This window comes from Arthrobacter sp. U41 (assembly GCF_007679325.1).
Lineage (GTDB): Bacteria > Actinomycetota > Actinomycetes > Actinomycetales > Micrococcaceae > Arthrobacter.
Genome location: NZ_VEGI01000001.1, coordinates 412,923 through 426,804 on the forward strand (window position 1 = coordinate 412,923; position 13,882 = coordinate 426,804).

11 protein-coding genes are annotated in these 13,882 nt (G+C 67.5%); 2 read left to right on the top strand and 9 right to left on the bottom strand.

Features of this window, described 5'->3' with window-relative positions; genetic code table 11:
* Positions 1-11: 11 nt before the first annotated feature.
* Positions 12-500 (top strand): GNAT family N-acetyltransferase, encoded by a 489-nt coding sequence (locus FS787_RS01890; protein ID WP_144670559.1) that lies wholly within the window; start codon positions 12-14, stop codon positions 498-500.
* Between the two features lie 57 nt (positions 501-557).
* On the opposite strand, the gene FS787_RS01895 is transcribed toward FS787_RS01890, so the two are convergent.
* The 3 genes from FS787_RS01895 to FS787_RS01905 form a co-directional block, all read right to left on the bottom strand.
* Positions 558-1,394: an alpha/beta fold hydrolase gene (locus FS787_RS01895; RefSeq protein ID WP_144670561.1), complete on the bottom strand. Its 837-nt coding sequence runs from the start codon at positions 1,392-1,394 to the stop codon at positions 558-560.
* Between the two features lie 77 nt (positions 1,395-1,471).
* On the bottom strand, positions 1,472-1,975 hold the full coding sequence (locus FS787_RS01900; RefSeq protein WP_144670564.1) for an ATP-binding protein: 504 nt from the start codon (positions 1,973-1,975) through the stop codon (positions 1,472-1,474).
* Positions 1,976-1,978: 3 nt separating this feature from the next.
* The gene (locus tag FS787_RS01905) at positions 1,979-3,292 is read right to left on the bottom strand and encodes a CapA family protein (RefSeq protein ID WP_144670566.1); all 1,314 of its coding nucleotides are present in this window, start codon (positions 3,290-3,292) and stop codon (positions 1,979-1,981) included.
* 82 nt (positions 3,293-3,374) lie between these two features.
* Between FS787_RS01905 and FS787_RS01910 the strand changes: the two genes are divergently transcribed.
* Positions 3,375-5,387, top strand: a complete 2,013-nt coding sequence (locus FS787_RS01910) for a M3 family metallopeptidase (protein WP_144670568.1) — start codon at positions 3,375-3,377, stop codon at positions 5,385-5,387.
* A 135-nt stretch (positions 5,388-5,522) separates the two neighbouring features.
* On the opposite strand, the gene pdxS is transcribed toward FS787_RS01910, so the two are convergent.
* The 6 genes from pdxS to FS787_RS01940 form a co-directional block, all read right to left on the bottom strand.
* Positions 5,523-6,449: a pyridoxal 5'-phosphate synthase lyase subunit PdxS gene (gene pdxS, locus FS787_RS01915; protein ID WP_144670571.1), complete on the bottom strand. Its 927-nt coding sequence runs from the start codon at positions 6,447-6,449 to the stop codon at positions 5,523-5,525.
* Positions 6,450-6,619: 170 nt separating this feature from the next.
* The gene (gene pgsA, locus FS787_RS01920) at positions 6,620-7,258 is read right to left on the bottom strand and encodes a phosphatidylinositol phosphate synthase (protein ID WP_144670573.1); all 639 of its coding nucleotides are present in this window, start codon (positions 7,256-7,258) and stop codon (positions 6,620-6,622) included.
* Entirely contained in the window at positions 7,248-7,871 is a 624-nt protein-coding gene (locus FS787_RS01925; protein ID WP_144670575.1) for an HIT domain-containing protein, read from the bottom strand. Before FS787_RS01925 ends, pgsA begins: the two co-directional genes overlap by 11 nt.
* Positions 7,872-7,890: 19 nt before the next feature.
* Positions 7,891-9,900: a threonine--tRNA ligase gene (gene thrS, locus FS787_RS01930; RefSeq protein ID WP_144670577.1), complete on the bottom strand. Its 2,010-nt coding sequence runs from the start codon at positions 9,898-9,900 to the stop codon at positions 7,891-7,893.
* A 106-nt stretch (positions 9,901-10,006) separates the two neighbouring features.
* Positions 10,007-13,507: a DNA polymerase III subunit alpha gene (locus tag FS787_RS01935; protein WP_144670579.1), complete on the bottom strand. Its 3,501-nt coding sequence runs from the start codon at positions 13,505-13,507 to the stop codon at positions 10,007-10,009.
* Positions 13,504-13,848, bottom strand: a complete 345-nt coding sequence (locus FS787_RS01940) for a DUF6504 family protein (protein ID WP_144670581.1) — start codon at positions 13,846-13,848, stop codon at positions 13,504-13,506. Before FS787_RS01940 ends, FS787_RS01935 begins: the two co-directional genes overlap by 4 nt.
* Positions 13,849-13,882: the final 34 nt, after the last annotated feature.

The following is a 13,882-nucleotide window of genomic DNA, read 5'->3' on the forward strand; positions in this document are numbered from 1 at the left end:
AGCCGTTCACGATGATCCGGATTGACCGTGACAACCCGGGCCGGGCCGACGTCCAGGAGCTGCTGAACGAGCACCTCGCGGATATGTTCGCCACGTCGCCCGCGGAGAGTGTGCACGCCCTCGATTCCGACGCCCTCTCGGGCCCGGCCATCACCTTCTGGACCGCGCGCGAGGACTCCGAGGTGCTCGGCTGCGGGGCGCTGAAACTGCTTGCGCCCGGCGGGGCAGGGATCAGGCAGGGCGAAATTAAGTCGATGCGCACCGCGGCCCACGCCCGCGGCCGCGGCGTTGGCACCCTCCTGCTGAAGCACATCGTGGCCGAGGCCCGGCGTAGCGGTTACGGCCGGCTCTACCTTGAGACCGGAAGCCAGGAGTTCTTTGCTCCGGCACGGCGGCTGTACCAGCGGCACGGGTTCAGCATCTGCCCGCCCTTTGGCGACTACGGGGAGGACCCGAACAGCGTCTACATGACCCTGGCCCTGGACCCGATCCGCCCGTAGGACCCGGCCACCGCGGCCACCATATCGGCCCAGGCTCAACTGGGGCCCGGCCGAGCCTCAACTGCGGCCGGCATACTCCAGCACGTCGCGGGCGATGCGTCCGCTGGAGGCTGCCCGGAGATGGCCCTTCCCCTCGTACCAGACGAGGGTGCAGTCCGGGATCAGTCCGGCCGTTTCCTGCGCGACTTCGCGGGGGAAGAATCGGTCGTCGCCTCCGCAGATGAGCAGCACGGGCCGCCGGATCAGCGGGAGCACAGCGCGGGAATTGAAGGTCCTTTCGCCCTGCACCTCGGTGAGGACGTCCTGGGCCGGGAAATCGGCACCGCTCAGCATCCGGCGGCCGATCAGGGGTCCGATCAGCCGCCGTAACCACTTCACCCGCCGGCCCGGCAGCAGATACTCGGCGAAGACCGTCCCGGCGCCGCTTGTGTCCCCGCCGCCGAGGGCCGTGGCCAAGCGGGAATCGACGTCCTTGCCCCAGTCGCTCAACTCCGCCGCGGTGACCACCATGGCCATATGGCCGAAGGATTCGGGATGCCGGGCGGCCAGATACTGGCCTGCCATCCCGCCGAACGACTCCGCGACGACGACGTCGACCCGCCCGCCGAACTGCTCGGCGATCAGCTGCGCGTAGTCGTCCGCCATGTCGGCGATGGTGTGTTCCGGGGGCATCCCCCGGCGCCGGGTGACAACCCAGACGGCGTATCCGGCGCGGAGAAACTCATCAAACTGCCTCCGGAACATCCTGCGCAGCATCCCCTTGGGAACCGTGCTGCCGGGCCCGCCCGGGATGAAGAGGAGCGTCTTGGGGCCCTGACCCCAGCCCAGATATTCCATGCCGTTGGCGAAGGTCCCGTTCCGGGGCTGCCGGTCCGCCGTCGATACTTTGCCCACAAAGCCTCCCGTCCAGTCGCGACAGGAGCCGACCGTGAAGTCCCCCGCGTCACCACCACCGTATTAGCCGTCCGGTATCAGGACAAGATCGGCAGGCCCTCCGACGGTTCCGGTGCCTGGAAAATCCCGGCCAGGTGCCGGACGTCTGCCTCTTCAAGCCGGTGCGAGCCCGCCTCGCGCCGGCAGGCGCGTGCGACCGCCCGTTCGATCGACGTCTGCAACGGTGTCCGGACATAGTGAACGGCGACGGCGGCACCGGCGGCCTGTGCCTTGCCTGCCCAAACGGCACGCCGCTCGCGGCTCCACTGGTTCCAGTCGAGCACGACATCGGTGCCGGCCGACAGGATCTGCAGTGCTGTGTCCCAGATCAGGGACTTGCAGTCTTCAGCGAGCTCCGCGTAGTCCCCGGACGCGAAGTGGAGGTCCGGATACAGGCGCAGCATCCACTCGTCCAGGCTGAACCGTACGGCCGGCAGGCCGGTTTCCAGTTCCCTCGCCACGGTACTCTTCCCGGCACCGGGAAGACCGCACAGCAGGTGGACGGTCGGCTGCCCGGGCGCCGGCCGCCGTCGTTCCTCCAAGCCCTACCGTTCCTTGGTGATGAGCAGTTCGCGGGCGCCCGCAGCCGCGGCGCCCATCGACTCGACTACGGTCTTGGTGCGCTGGCGGGTGGCTGCGTCAGCCGCGGCACCGGCGCAGGGACCCTGCGGGGTGTCGGAGGCAGCGGAGCACCAGCGGTAGGGCCCGCGGACCATCACCGACGGCGCCCAGGCCAGGTCGGAGGCGGTCCATTTGCCGTTCGTGCCCTGGCTGAACTGCGCCCGGACCAGCAGGCCCTCATTGTTCACCACATAGTTTGGCGAGAGTTCGGTGATCGCGTTGCCCAGGCTGTACACAATCCAGGTGCCCTTGTACTTCTCGATCGGCTGCACCGAGTGCGTGTGGTGGCCGTAGATCATGGTGAACTGGCCGCTGTCCGCAAGGGCATGGGCGACGCCCGTCTGCTCGGCGTTGGGCACGCTCGAGTACTCATCGCCCGCATGCATGGCGCCGAGCACGATGTCGGCGCCCAGCTCCCGGGCTTTCTTCGCCTTCGCGATCATGACGTCGGCGTCGAGCATGTCCACTTGCCAGGCCGCCTCCGGGACAAGTCCGTTCAGACCGTACGTCGCATCGATGACGGCGATCTTTGCAGCCGCTGTCTGCACGATCATGATGTCCCGGGAGTCGGCCTCGGTCCGGTAGGAGCCGGTGTGGTGCAGCCCGGCGGCGTCCAGGGCATCCAGGGTGCGGACCAGCCCTGCTGTGCCGCGGTCAACCGTGTGGTTGCTCGCGGTGGTGCAGGCCTGGTAGCCCATCTGCTGGGCGGCCGTGATGATCTGCGGCGGAACGTTGAACGAGGGGTATGAGGAGAACGGCCCGGCGGGTCCGGCCACCGGGGTTTCCAGATGGCAGATCGCGAGGTCACTCTGCTCGATGTACTTGCGCTGCCCCTCAAGCATCGGCCCGAAGTCCAGCCCCTTCGTGCCCTGGGCCAGGGCGTCCGCGCGGCCCTGCTCCCACAGCTCGTCGTGGACCAGCATGTCCCCGGACACCAGCACCGAGGTGCAGCGGACGGCCTCGCAGGCCGGTCCCTTCCCCGGCGTCGGCGTCGGTGTTGGGGTCGGCGTCGGGGTCGTGGTGCCCGACGGCGACGATTCCGCCGTCGTCGATTCCGTCCCCTGCGGTGCCGCCTGCCCGGCAGTGCTCCCGCCGGCGCTCCCGGCGGCAGCCGAGGAGTCGGCCGCAGGGGATTCCGGGCCGGACCCGGTACCGCAGGAAGCCACGGAAGCGGCCAGGGAAAGCGCTGCGGCGGCGGCGAGGAGGCGTGCGCGCCGCCGGGGGGTGATGGTACTCATGGCGCCAATCCTACGGTGGCAGCCGTCACAACACGCTTAGCAGACCGTTGAGAACACCCCCGTTACATGAAAGAGTTATTTCATGACCAATCCCCTGATGAGCCCCAGCCCGCTGCCGTTCGGCCTCCCGCCGTTCGCGGACATCACCACCGAGCACTACGCCGAAGCCGTGGAGGCCGGCCTCGCCGAACACCTCGCTGAAATCCAGGCCATCGTGGACACACCGGAGCCTGCTTCTTTTGAAAACACCGTGCTGGCCATGGAGCGGTCCGGACAGCTCCTGCAGCGCGCGGCGGCGTCCTTCTTCACCCTCGTGTCCGCCGACGCCTCGGATGCCATCCGCGAACTCGAGACCACCCTGTCCCCGCAGTTCTCGGCCCACCAGGACGCCGTCTACCTCAACCGGCGGCTGTTCGAACGGTTCGCCACCGTCAACACGGACCAGCTCGATGCTGAATCCTCCCGCCTGGTGGATGAGTACCTCAAGGAGTTCCGCCAGTCCGGCATCCAGCTCGACGACGCCGGCCAAGAGCGGCTCAAGGCCATCAATTCCGAACTCTCCCGGCTCGGCACGGAGTTCGGCCAGCGGGTCAAGGAGGCGATGAAGTCCGCCGCCCTGCTGCTCGACGACGCCGCGGACCTCGCCGGGCTACCCGCCGACGATGTCGCCAGCGCCGCGGAAGCTGCCCGGACCGCCGGGCACGAGGGGAAGTTCCTGCTCACCCTCATCCAGCCCAGCAACCAGCCCGCCCTCGCCGCCCTGGAGAACCGGGACGTCCGCCGCCGCCTGTACGAGGCCTCCATCGGGCGCGGCAGCGACGGCAGCTCCCTCGATGTCCTGGACCTCGTCAAGGACACGGTCCGGCTCCGTGCCGAGAAGGCCACACTGTTGGGCTTCGCCAACTACGCCGAGCTCGTTGTGGACCAGCAGACGGCCCCGGACTTCGCCGCGGTGCAGACCATGATGAACCGGCTGGCACCGGCCGCGGTCCGCAATGCCGATGCCGAGGCCGAGGCGCTGGCCGAGGTTGCGGGCCACCCCCTCGAGGCCTGGGACTGGGCGTACTACTCTGCGAAGGTCAAGCGCGAACGGTACGCCGTGGACGAGCAGGCCCTGCGCCCCTATTTCGAGCTGGACCGCGTCCTGAACGACGGGGTGTTCTTCGCCGCCAACGCGCTCTACGGCATCACGTTCCACGAGCGCGGCGACCTCGCCGGCTACCACCCGGACGTCCGCGTCTGGGAGGTCCGCAACTCGGACGGCACCGAGCTGGGCCTGTTCCTGGGTGATTACTACACCCGCGAATCCAAGCGGGGCGGCGCCTGGATGAACTCGCTGGTGGAACAGTCCGGGCTGCTCAACACCCGGCCCGTGGTGATCAACAACCTCAACATCTCCAAGCCACCCGCCGGCGAACCCACGCTCCTGACCCTCGACGAGCTCCGCACCACGTTCCACGAGTTCGGCCACGCCCTGCACGGCCTGTTCTCCTCGGTCACCTACCCGCGTTTCTCCGGCACTTCGGTGCCGCGGGACTTTGTGGAGTACCCCTCGCAGGTGAACGAGATGTGGATCATGTGGCCGGAAGTCCTGGCCAACTACGCGCGCCACCACGCCACCGGAGAGGCGCTGCCGCAGGAGGTGGTGGACAAGCTCGACGCCGCGCAGCTGTGGGGCGAAGGCTTTGGCACCACCGAATACCTGGGCGCGGCGCTGCTGGACCTCGCCTGGCATGTGTTGGATGGTAGCGAAGTACCGGACGATGCCCTGGAATTCGAGGCGAAGGCACTCGCTGCGGCCGGCGTTGCGCACCACCTGATACCGCCGCGCTACCGCACCGGATACTTTCAGCACATCTTTGCCGGCGCCGGATACGCCGCAGGGTACTACTCCTACATCTGGAGCGAAGTGCTGGACGCCGAGACGGTCGAGTGGTTCAAGGACAACGGCGGCCTCACCCGGGCCAACGGCGACTTCTTCCGCGCCGAGCTCCTCTCCCGGGGCAACAGCCGCGATCCGCTGGATTCCTTCCGCGCCTTCCGCGGCCGCGACGCCGAACTCGAACCGCTGCTGAAGCGCCGCGGCCTCGACTAACCCGCATCCGTTGCTCCGTAGCCGCCCTTTTGGAGCCTCATAAGGGCAGCTACGGAGCAATCGACGGGAAACAACGACGGCGGCCGGCCACCTAAAAGGTGACCGGCCGCCGTCGTCGTTAGTGCTTTAGGTTAGTTACCAGCCGCGCTCGGCCAGGCGGTGCGGCTGCGGGATCTCATCCACGTTGATGCCGACCATGGCCTCGCCCAGGCCGCGGGAGGCCTTGGCGATCTCTTCCGGGTCGTCGAAGAAGGTGGTTGCCTTCACGACGGCGGCGGCGCGCTGGGCCGGGTTGCCGGACTTGAAGATGCCGGAGCCAACGAAGACGCCGTCGGCGCCGAGCTGCATCATCATGGCGGCGTCGGCCGGGGTGGCGATGCCGCCGGCGGTGAAGAGCACCACCGGGAGCTTGCCGGTGGTGGCAACTTCCTTGACCAGTTCGTACGGGGCCTGCAGTTCCTTGGCGGCGACGTAGAGCTCGTCCTCGGGCAGGGCGGCGAGCTTCTTGATCTCGGCGCGGATCTGGCGCATGTGGGTGGTGGCGTTGGAGACGTCGCCGGTGCCGGCCTCCCCCTTGGAGCGGATCATGGCCGCGCCTTCGTTGATCCGGCGCAGGGCCTCCCCCAGGTTGGTGGCGCCGCAGACGAAGGGAACTGTGAAGTTCCACTTGTCGATGTGGTTTGCGTAGTCGGCCGGGGTCAGGACCTCGGACTCGTCGATGTAGTCGACGCCGAGGGTCTGGATGACCTGGGCTTCGACGAAGTGGCCGATCCGGACCTTCGCCATGACCGGGATGGACACGGCGCCGATGATCGCTTCGATCATGTCCGGATCGGACATGCGGGACACGCCGCCCTGGGCGCGGATATCGGCGGGAACGCGTTCCAGCGCCATGACTGCGACGGCTCCGGCATCCTCAGCGATGCGGGCCTGCTCGACGTTGACGACGTCCATGATGACGCCGCCCTTGAGCATCTCCGCCATGCCGCGCTTGACGCGGTTGCTGCCCGTAACGCTCTTCGCGGACGCGCCGGCTTCGCTGCTTACATCAGGTGTAGACACAAAAACCCCTATGGGTAGATAGATGACCTCGCCGGAGCGCGGACGGCACACAAATGCCGCTTCGCACACACCGGATTACCGGATCCATTGGCCGGTAATGCTAATACTAGTCCCCCGCGCCACCGGCCTGAATTCCGGTTACACCCCGCGGAGCGCCTTGACGCGGGCGCTCAGGCGGCTTGTCCGGTTTCCGTGCCCTCGGTCTCGTCGAGCGACTGCCGGCGCACCGTGATGATCCTTTGAATGACCGTCACCAGGCTCGCCGCGGCCAGGAGGCAAAGCGTCGCGAACAGGACAACGGTTGGCAGTCCCAGGCCGGTCAAGCCGGTGACCACCAGGACGGACACCAGCCGCTCGGCGCGTTCGGCGATGCCCACGTTGGCCTGGAAGCCCAGCGCCTCGGCTTTGGCGCGGGCGTAGGACACCACCATGCCCAGCACCAGGCAGACGACGGCGGCAATCGCGATCGCGGCGTCGTCGCCCCCGGTGAAGAACCAGACCGCGACGCCGGCGAACAGCGCCCCGTCGGCCACCCGGTCCAGGGTGGAATCCAGGAAGTTGCCCCAGCGTCCGCCGCTTTTTTGCATCCGGGCCATGATTCCGTCGATGACGTCGGAAAAGATGAACGCGGTAATAAAGATCGTGCCCCACCAGAGCTGGCCGAGCGGATAGAACACCAGTGCGCCCACCACCACGCCGAGCGTTCCGACGATGGTCACCGCGTCCGGGGACACGCCGATCCGCAGCAGCCAGCGGGCAAGCGGGGAGAACAGCGCGGTGAAGAAACCGCGCGCATGCCTATTGAGCATCCGTTGCCCCGCCGCCCGCCGGACCCGCGCCGTTCACCTGCGGCCAGGCTTCCGCGACCTGCTGGCGGACCTCGCCCAGGGTCTGCGTGATGGCCTTGGTCTGGGCGATGATCGGGAAGAAGTTCCCGTCCCCGCCCCAGCGCGGCACCACATGCTGGTGCAGGTGCCCGGCGATCCCCGCGCCGCCGGTGACGCCCTGGTTCATGCCCAGGTTGAAACCGGTGGGGTTGGCGACCTTGCGCAGCACGCGCATGGCCGTCTGCGTCAGCTCGGCGAATTCCGCCGTTTCCTCCACGGTCAGGTCCGTGTAGTCGGGGATGTGCCGGTAGGGGCAGACCAGCAGGTGGCCCGGGTTGTACGGGAAGAGGTTGAGCACAACGTAGCTGGTCCGTCCGCGGTAGACGATCAATGAATCGTCATCCTCGCGTTCCGGCGCCACGCAGAACGGGCAGTCGTCCACGTTCTTGAACTGGTGCTGCCCGCCCTTGATGTACGCCATCCGGTGCGGAGTCCACAGGCGCTGGAACGCGTCCGGCACTCCGGCCAGGCCAAAGTCGTCGGTCACGCCGTCGTCCCCCGGATACTCCGGAGCGGCCCCTGCGGTGTCCTGCATGCTGGTTCTTCCCTGTCCGCTAGCTGGTCCGGTTGCGGACGGCGTCGACGATCCGCTGCACGGCCTCGGCCACCGGCACGCCGTTGTCCTGGCTGCCGTCACGGAAGCGGAAGGACACCGCGCCGGCGTCGGCGTCGTCTCCGCCTGCGATCAGCACGAACGGGATCTTGTCTTTGCTGGCGGTGCGGATCTTCTTCGGGAATCGGTCCGAGGAAATGTCCACTTCGGCGCGGATGCCCGCGGCCTTAAGCTGGCCCACGACGTCGAACATGTAGTCGTTGAACGCCTCGGCCACCGGGATGCCGACCACCTGTACGGGTGCCAGCCACGCCGGGAACGCGCCGGCGTAGTGCTCCGTGAGCACGCCCATGAACCGTTCCACGGAACCGAACAGTGCGCGGTGGATCATAACGGGCCGCTGGCGGGTGCCGTCCGCGGCCTGAAACTCGAGTTCGAAGCGCTCGGGCAGGTTGAAGTCCAGCTGGATGGTGGACATCTGCCAGGTGCGGCCGAGGGCGTCTTTTGCCTGGACGGAGATCTTAGGGCCGTAGAACGCGGCTCCGCCCGGATCCGGGATGAGTTCCAGTCCGGAGGCTTCGGCCACTTCGGCGAGGGTGCGGGTGGCTTCGTCCCAGGCGGCGTCGTCGCCGACGAACTTGTCCGGGTTCTTGGTGGAGAGTTCCAGGTAGAAGTCGTCCAGGCCGTAGTCCTTGAGCAGGCCCAGCACGAAGTTCAGCGTGCCGGTGAGCTCGTCCTTCATCTGCTCGCGGGTGCAGTAGATGTGGGCGTCGTCCTGGGTCATGCCGCGCACCCGGGTGAGGCCGTGCACCACGCCGGACTTCTCGTAGCGGTAGACGGAGCCGAATTCGAACAATCGCAGCGGGAGTTCGCGGTAGGACCGGCCGCGGGAGCGGAAGATGAGGTTGTGCATGGGGCAGTTCATCGGCTTCAGGTAGTAATCCTGGCCGGGCTTGCGGACGGTGCCGTCGTCGTTGAGTTCCGCGTCGATGTGCATCGCCGGGAACATGCCCTCTTTGTACCAGTCCAGGTGGCCGGAGACCTCGTAGAGGTGGCCCTTGGTGATGTGCGGTGTGTAGACGAACTCGTAGCCGGCGTCCACGTGGCGCTGGCGGGAGTAGTCCTCCATGGCCTTACGGATGATGCCGCCCTTGGGGTGGAACACCGGCAGGCCGGAGCCCAGTTCATCCGGGAAGGAGAACAGGTCCAGTTCCGCGCCGAGTTTGCGGTGGTCGCGGCGTTCGGCCTCGGCGATGCGCTCCTGGTAGGCCTTGAGGGCATCCTTGGTGGGCCAGGCGGTGCCGTAGATGCGCTGCAGCTGCTGGTTGTTCTGGTTGCCCAGCCAGTAGGCGGCAGAAGACCGGGTCAGGGCGAAGGCGTTGGAGATCAGCTTAGTGTTGGGCAGGTGCGGGCCGCGGCAGAGGTCGCACCAGATGCTGTCCCCGCTCTTGCGGTCCACGTTGTCGTAGATGGTGATGTCGCCGGCGCCGACCTCGACGTTGACGCCTTCGCCGGCGTCGGCTGCCTCGTTCTTTTTGCCGAGGAGTTCGAGCTTGTAGGGCTCGTTCTTCATCGCCTCGCGGGCCTCGTCCTCGGTGACCACGCGGCGGACGAACTTCTGGTTCTGGTTGATGATCTTCTGCATCATCTTTTCCAGGGTCTTCAGGTCCTCCGGCGTAAACGGTTCCTCGACGTCGAAGTCGAAGTAGAAGCCGTCGGTGATGTACGGGCCGATGCCAAGTTTGGCGTCCGGCCGCAGCTGCTGCACGGCCTGGGCCATGACGTGGGCCGTGGAGTGGCGCAGGACGTTGAGTCCGTCCGGGGAATCGATGGTGACGCCCTCAACCGTGGCGTCCTCCGGCAGCGGCTGGTCCAAGTCCTTCAGCTCGCCGTTGATGCGGGCCACAACGACGTCGCGGCGCTCAAAAAAGAGTTCCGCGCCGGTGGTCCCGGTAGTCACCTTGGTCTCTTCGCCATCGACGAGAAGGGTGATCTGCTGGGCATCTGACACGGGTGTCTCCTATTCAAAGTTAAGGCTTCGTAGCTTGTGGCGTACGGGGACCACAGCCAGCCTCGTCCATGCTATCGGTTTCTGAAGAGGCCAACCAACGCGCCGCTCAGCCTCCCAGCCCGGTGATGGCGAGGTTGCGGCTGATGCCGTCAAGGGGTCCCGGCGGCTGGAGTTCCGGGGAATCCGGGATGCCGGAGGCCGGGACCGGGAACGGCAGGGTCTCGGTGCGGCTCAGGTCCCAGGCCATGCTGGCGCTGATGCTGATCCCCCGCGGCCCGGTCCGCCGGGTGGTCCCCCGGATCAGCAGCAGCCGGGTGCCGAACAGCAGCGGGCCTGCCTGCTCCTGGGCTTCATGGAAGAAGACGGAGTCCACGCAGCCCGTGCCGTCGTCGATGCTGATGAACACCACGCGGCGGCCGCCCCGCATGGGCGGGGTCTGGGTGGCAACGCGGACCCCGGCCACCAGCACCTCAGTGCCGTTGCGCAACGCCAACAGCTTGTCCGCGGTGGTTACGCCAAGACGGTCCAGCAGCGGCCGGTGGCTGGCCATCAGGTGATCGCTGACGTCCACGGCCATGAGGTCCAGCTCGGCCCGGACGGTATCCACCAGGGTGGGTGCGGGCAGCACAGCCTTGAGGTTCTTCAGCTCGACGTCTCCCAGCGGCAGCGACAGCTGCCCGTCGATCACGTCGATGCCTTTCCGGTGTGGCCGGCTTTGCAGGGTCTGCAGGTGGTGGACCAAGTCCGCTCGATTGGCGGCCCCTCCGGATGCCCGGTGCAGGGAGTCAAACGCCCCCAGCTGGGCCAGCCGCTGGATGCTGGGTTTGCTCAGCCGGGACCTGGCACGCAGGTCCGCGAGCGAGTCGTAGGGCTGCCCTGCCACAATCCTTTTCAGCTCCGCCCCCGAGAGCCCGTAGATGCCGTTCAGGCTCAGCCGGATGCCCAGCTTGCCGCGGTCCGGCCCGGCGGCCACGCGTTCCACCCGGTACTCGGCCTGGCTCCGGTTGATGTCCAGGGGCAGGATGGGGATTCCCAGCCGCCGCGCCTCGGCGACGAGGAGCCGCTTGGGATACATGCCCGGATCGTGTTCCCACAGCCCGGCGAGGAATGCCTCCGGGTGGTGGGTCTTGAGCCAGGCCGACTGGTAGGTGGGCACGGCAAAAGCGGCGCCGTGGGCTTTGCAGAACCCGAAGCTGCCGAAGGCCTTGAGCGTCCCCCAGACCTTGTCCACCACTTCGGGGCTGTACCCCCGGGTACGGGCCTCCTTCCGGAAAAACTCCTCCACCCGGCCCTCCAGCGCGTCGTTGCCGAGAGCACGGCGGAATTCGTCCGCCCGCGCCAGCCCGCAGCTGGTCATAACGTCGAAAGTCTTCAGGATCTGTTCATGGAACACCGTGACGCCGTGCGTCTCCTTGAGGACGGGTTTGAGGTCCGGGTGCGGATAGAGCTCGGGGGCGAAGCCGTGGCGGTGCTCCAGGAAGGGCCGGACCATGTCCGATTTCATCGGCCCCGGGCGGAACAGCGAGATGTCGATGATGAGGTCGTTGAACTCCCGGGGCGCGAGTTTTCCGATGAGCTCCCGCTGCCCGGGGGATTCGATCTGGAAGCAGCCCAGGGTGTGGGTGCTGCGGATCAGCTCATAGGTGGGTTCGTCGTCGAGCGGGACGGCATTGAGGTCGATGCTGCCGTCCTCGGCGATGTAGTCCGGGCCTGTTCCGTCCGGCCCCACCGGGTGGGCGCCTGCGGCCACCACCTCGGCTTTGGAAGGATGCAGGCGGATAACCTCCCGGACGGCGAAGGCCATGGCACTTTGCATCCGGACGCCCAGGACATCGAGTTTCAGCATGCCCATGGGATCCATGTCGTGTTTGTCGAACTGGCTCATGGGCAGGCCCAGTCCGCTGGGCTGCACGGGCGTACGGTCCAGGAGCGTGGCGTCCCCCAGGATGACCCCGCAGGGGTGCATGGAGATATGGCGCGGCAGCCGGTCCAGCCGTTCGGTGAGGTCCACCAGCAGGTCCAGCTGCTGGTTCCCGCTGAAGTCGCGCTGCCCCACCCGGCCGGCGAATTCCTTCAGCTCGGGTTTCTCCTCAAGGGCTTCGCGGAAGTTCCGGGCCGAGAACCGCCACAGCTGTTTGGCGATGTCACCGATCTCCCCCTCCTCCATGCCCAAGGCGAGGCCGGCGTCGCGCACGGCACCGCGAGCGCGGTAGCCGTTCTGCATACTCATCAGCGTGACGCGCTCGGAGCCGAAGCGCTCAAAAATCTTCCGGTACACGTTGTGCCGTTCGGCGCTTTCGACGTCGATGTCGATGTCCGGCAGGGTGGCGCGGTCCCGGGAGAGGAAGCGCTCGAAGATGAGGTCGTGCTGCAGCGGGTTCACCTGGCTGACGTCGATCAGGTAGTTGACCAGGCTGGATGCCCCCGAACCGCGGGCCGCCGCCCGGACTCCCATGGCCTGGATCATCCGGGAAACCTCGGCCACGGTGAGGAAGTACGCGGCGAAGCCTAGGCTGTCGATAATCCTCAATTCGTGGTCCAGCCGTGAGCGTAGCTCCTCGGCGGGTTTGCCGGTGATCCCCGGGAACCGCCGGCTGATGCCCGCCTCGCAGCGCTGGGTGAGTTCCGCGAGCGCGTCCCCGGCGATGCCGATCACCGAGGCTTCCGGCACCACGGGCTGCTTCCAGCCCATGTCCGTCACCGGGTCCATCCGGCAGCGGTCCGCGAGCGCCCCGGTCTGTGCCATCAGGTTTTTCAGGTCAGCGGCGCCGTACCCTGCGGCGTGCATGATCTCCTTGCCGAGCTGAAGCATCTGCGCCGCGGATTTGAGCCAGGCCTGCCCATTGGGCTGCAGCAGAGGGGCTGCGGAAAGTTCGGGCAGGGATTTCAGGGTCCGGGCGGAATCCAGTACATCCGCGGTGGCCGCTCCGTCCTCGGCCACATACCGCACGGCGTTGCTCAGCACGGCCGGAACCCCGTGCTCGGCGGCGAGCTTGAGCATCCGCACGGCATGGGCGGTGCTGAGCGGCTCCCCGGGCGGGCTGAGCTGGCTGACCACCTCGGCGGCGACGGTCCCTGCCGGCATGGCGTCGAGCCAGCTTTTGAACAGGGTGCGGGGGCGCAGGTAGCGCCGCCCTCCCATGGCACGTCCGACGTCGGAGTCCGGTCCGATCAGCACGGTCAGCACCGGCTTGAGGGTTTCCGGGTGCACGGTACGGGAGGCCAGCTCGGCCCGGGTGACGGCGACGGGCACCGCTCCCCCGGCCTTTCCCGTGGTGCGGGCATGCGCATCAGAGATCAGCCGGCACAGCGCACGGTAGCCGGCGCCGTTGTTGTGCCCGTGGGCCAGCACAACGACGCGTCCCCCCACCTGGGTGCGGTGATCGCCGTCGTCGTCAAAGACCGCCAGGTCCACTCCGACAACCGGGTCCAGCCCGGCCGCCATGCAGGCCTTCAGGTGCTTGACCGTTCCATAGAGGCCGTCGCGGTCCGTGCATGCGAGCGCTGTGGCCCCGTCCGCGGCGGCAGCGGCGGCCAGTTCCTCCGGCCAGGAGACCCCGTAATGGGCGCTGAAGGCCGTGGAGACATGGAGATGCGTGAAGCTCATGCCGATTCGGACTTCCGGGACGGCAGCAGGGCGTCATGGATCCGCAGCAGGCGCCAGCGTCCGCTGCCGACATGTCGGGTGAGGTCCAGGGTGAGGCTTTCCGGGCCGGGCGAATCTGCCCTGTGCTCCTGAACCTGCACCTGGACACGCCAGATCTCATGGTCCACGAGGCCGGGGCCGCTCCCCAGCGGAGCCCTTCGCTCCTCCGCCCACCATTGCCGCCGCTCATACCAGCGGACCGGTTCGGCGCAGATGGTGTAGTGGCGGCCCGCCCAGTCAAGGTTGAGGGGCTGGCCTGAGGGTGCGCACACGACGTCCACCGACTCGCTGAACATGCCCATCGCGCCTCCCGGACCACACCGTGTGTAAGAACCA

Bases quoted from the DNA above. Each gene is read 5' to 3' on its own strand.
- FS787_RS01890 (WP_144670559.1), top strand. From the start codon at position 12: ATGATCCGGATTGACCGTGACAACCCGGGCCGGGCCGACGTCCAGGAG.
- FS787_RS01905 (WP_144670566.1), bottom strand. From the start codon at position 3,292: ATGAGTACCATCACCCCCCGGCGGCGCGCACGCCTCCTCGCCGCCGCC.
- FS787_RS01910 (WP_144670568.1), top strand. From the start codon at position 3,375: ATGACCAATCCCCTGATGAGCCCCAGCCCGCTGCCGTTCGGCCTCCCG.
- pgsA (WP_144670573.1), bottom strand. From the start codon at position 7,258: ATGCTCAATAGGCATGCGCGCGGTTTCTTCACCGCGCTGTTCTCCCCG.
- FS787_RS01925 (WP_144670575.1), bottom strand. From the start codon at position 7,871: ATGCAGGACACCGCAGGGGCCGCTCCGGAGTATCCGGGGGACGACGGC.
- FS787_RS01935 (WP_144670579.1), bottom strand. From the start codon at position 13,507: ATGAGCTTCACGCATCTCCATGTCTCCACGGCCTTCAGCGCCCATTAC.
- FS787_RS01940 (WP_144670581.1), bottom strand. From the start codon at position 13,848: ATGGGCATGTTCAGCGAGTCGGTGGACGTCGTGTGCGCACCCTCAGGC.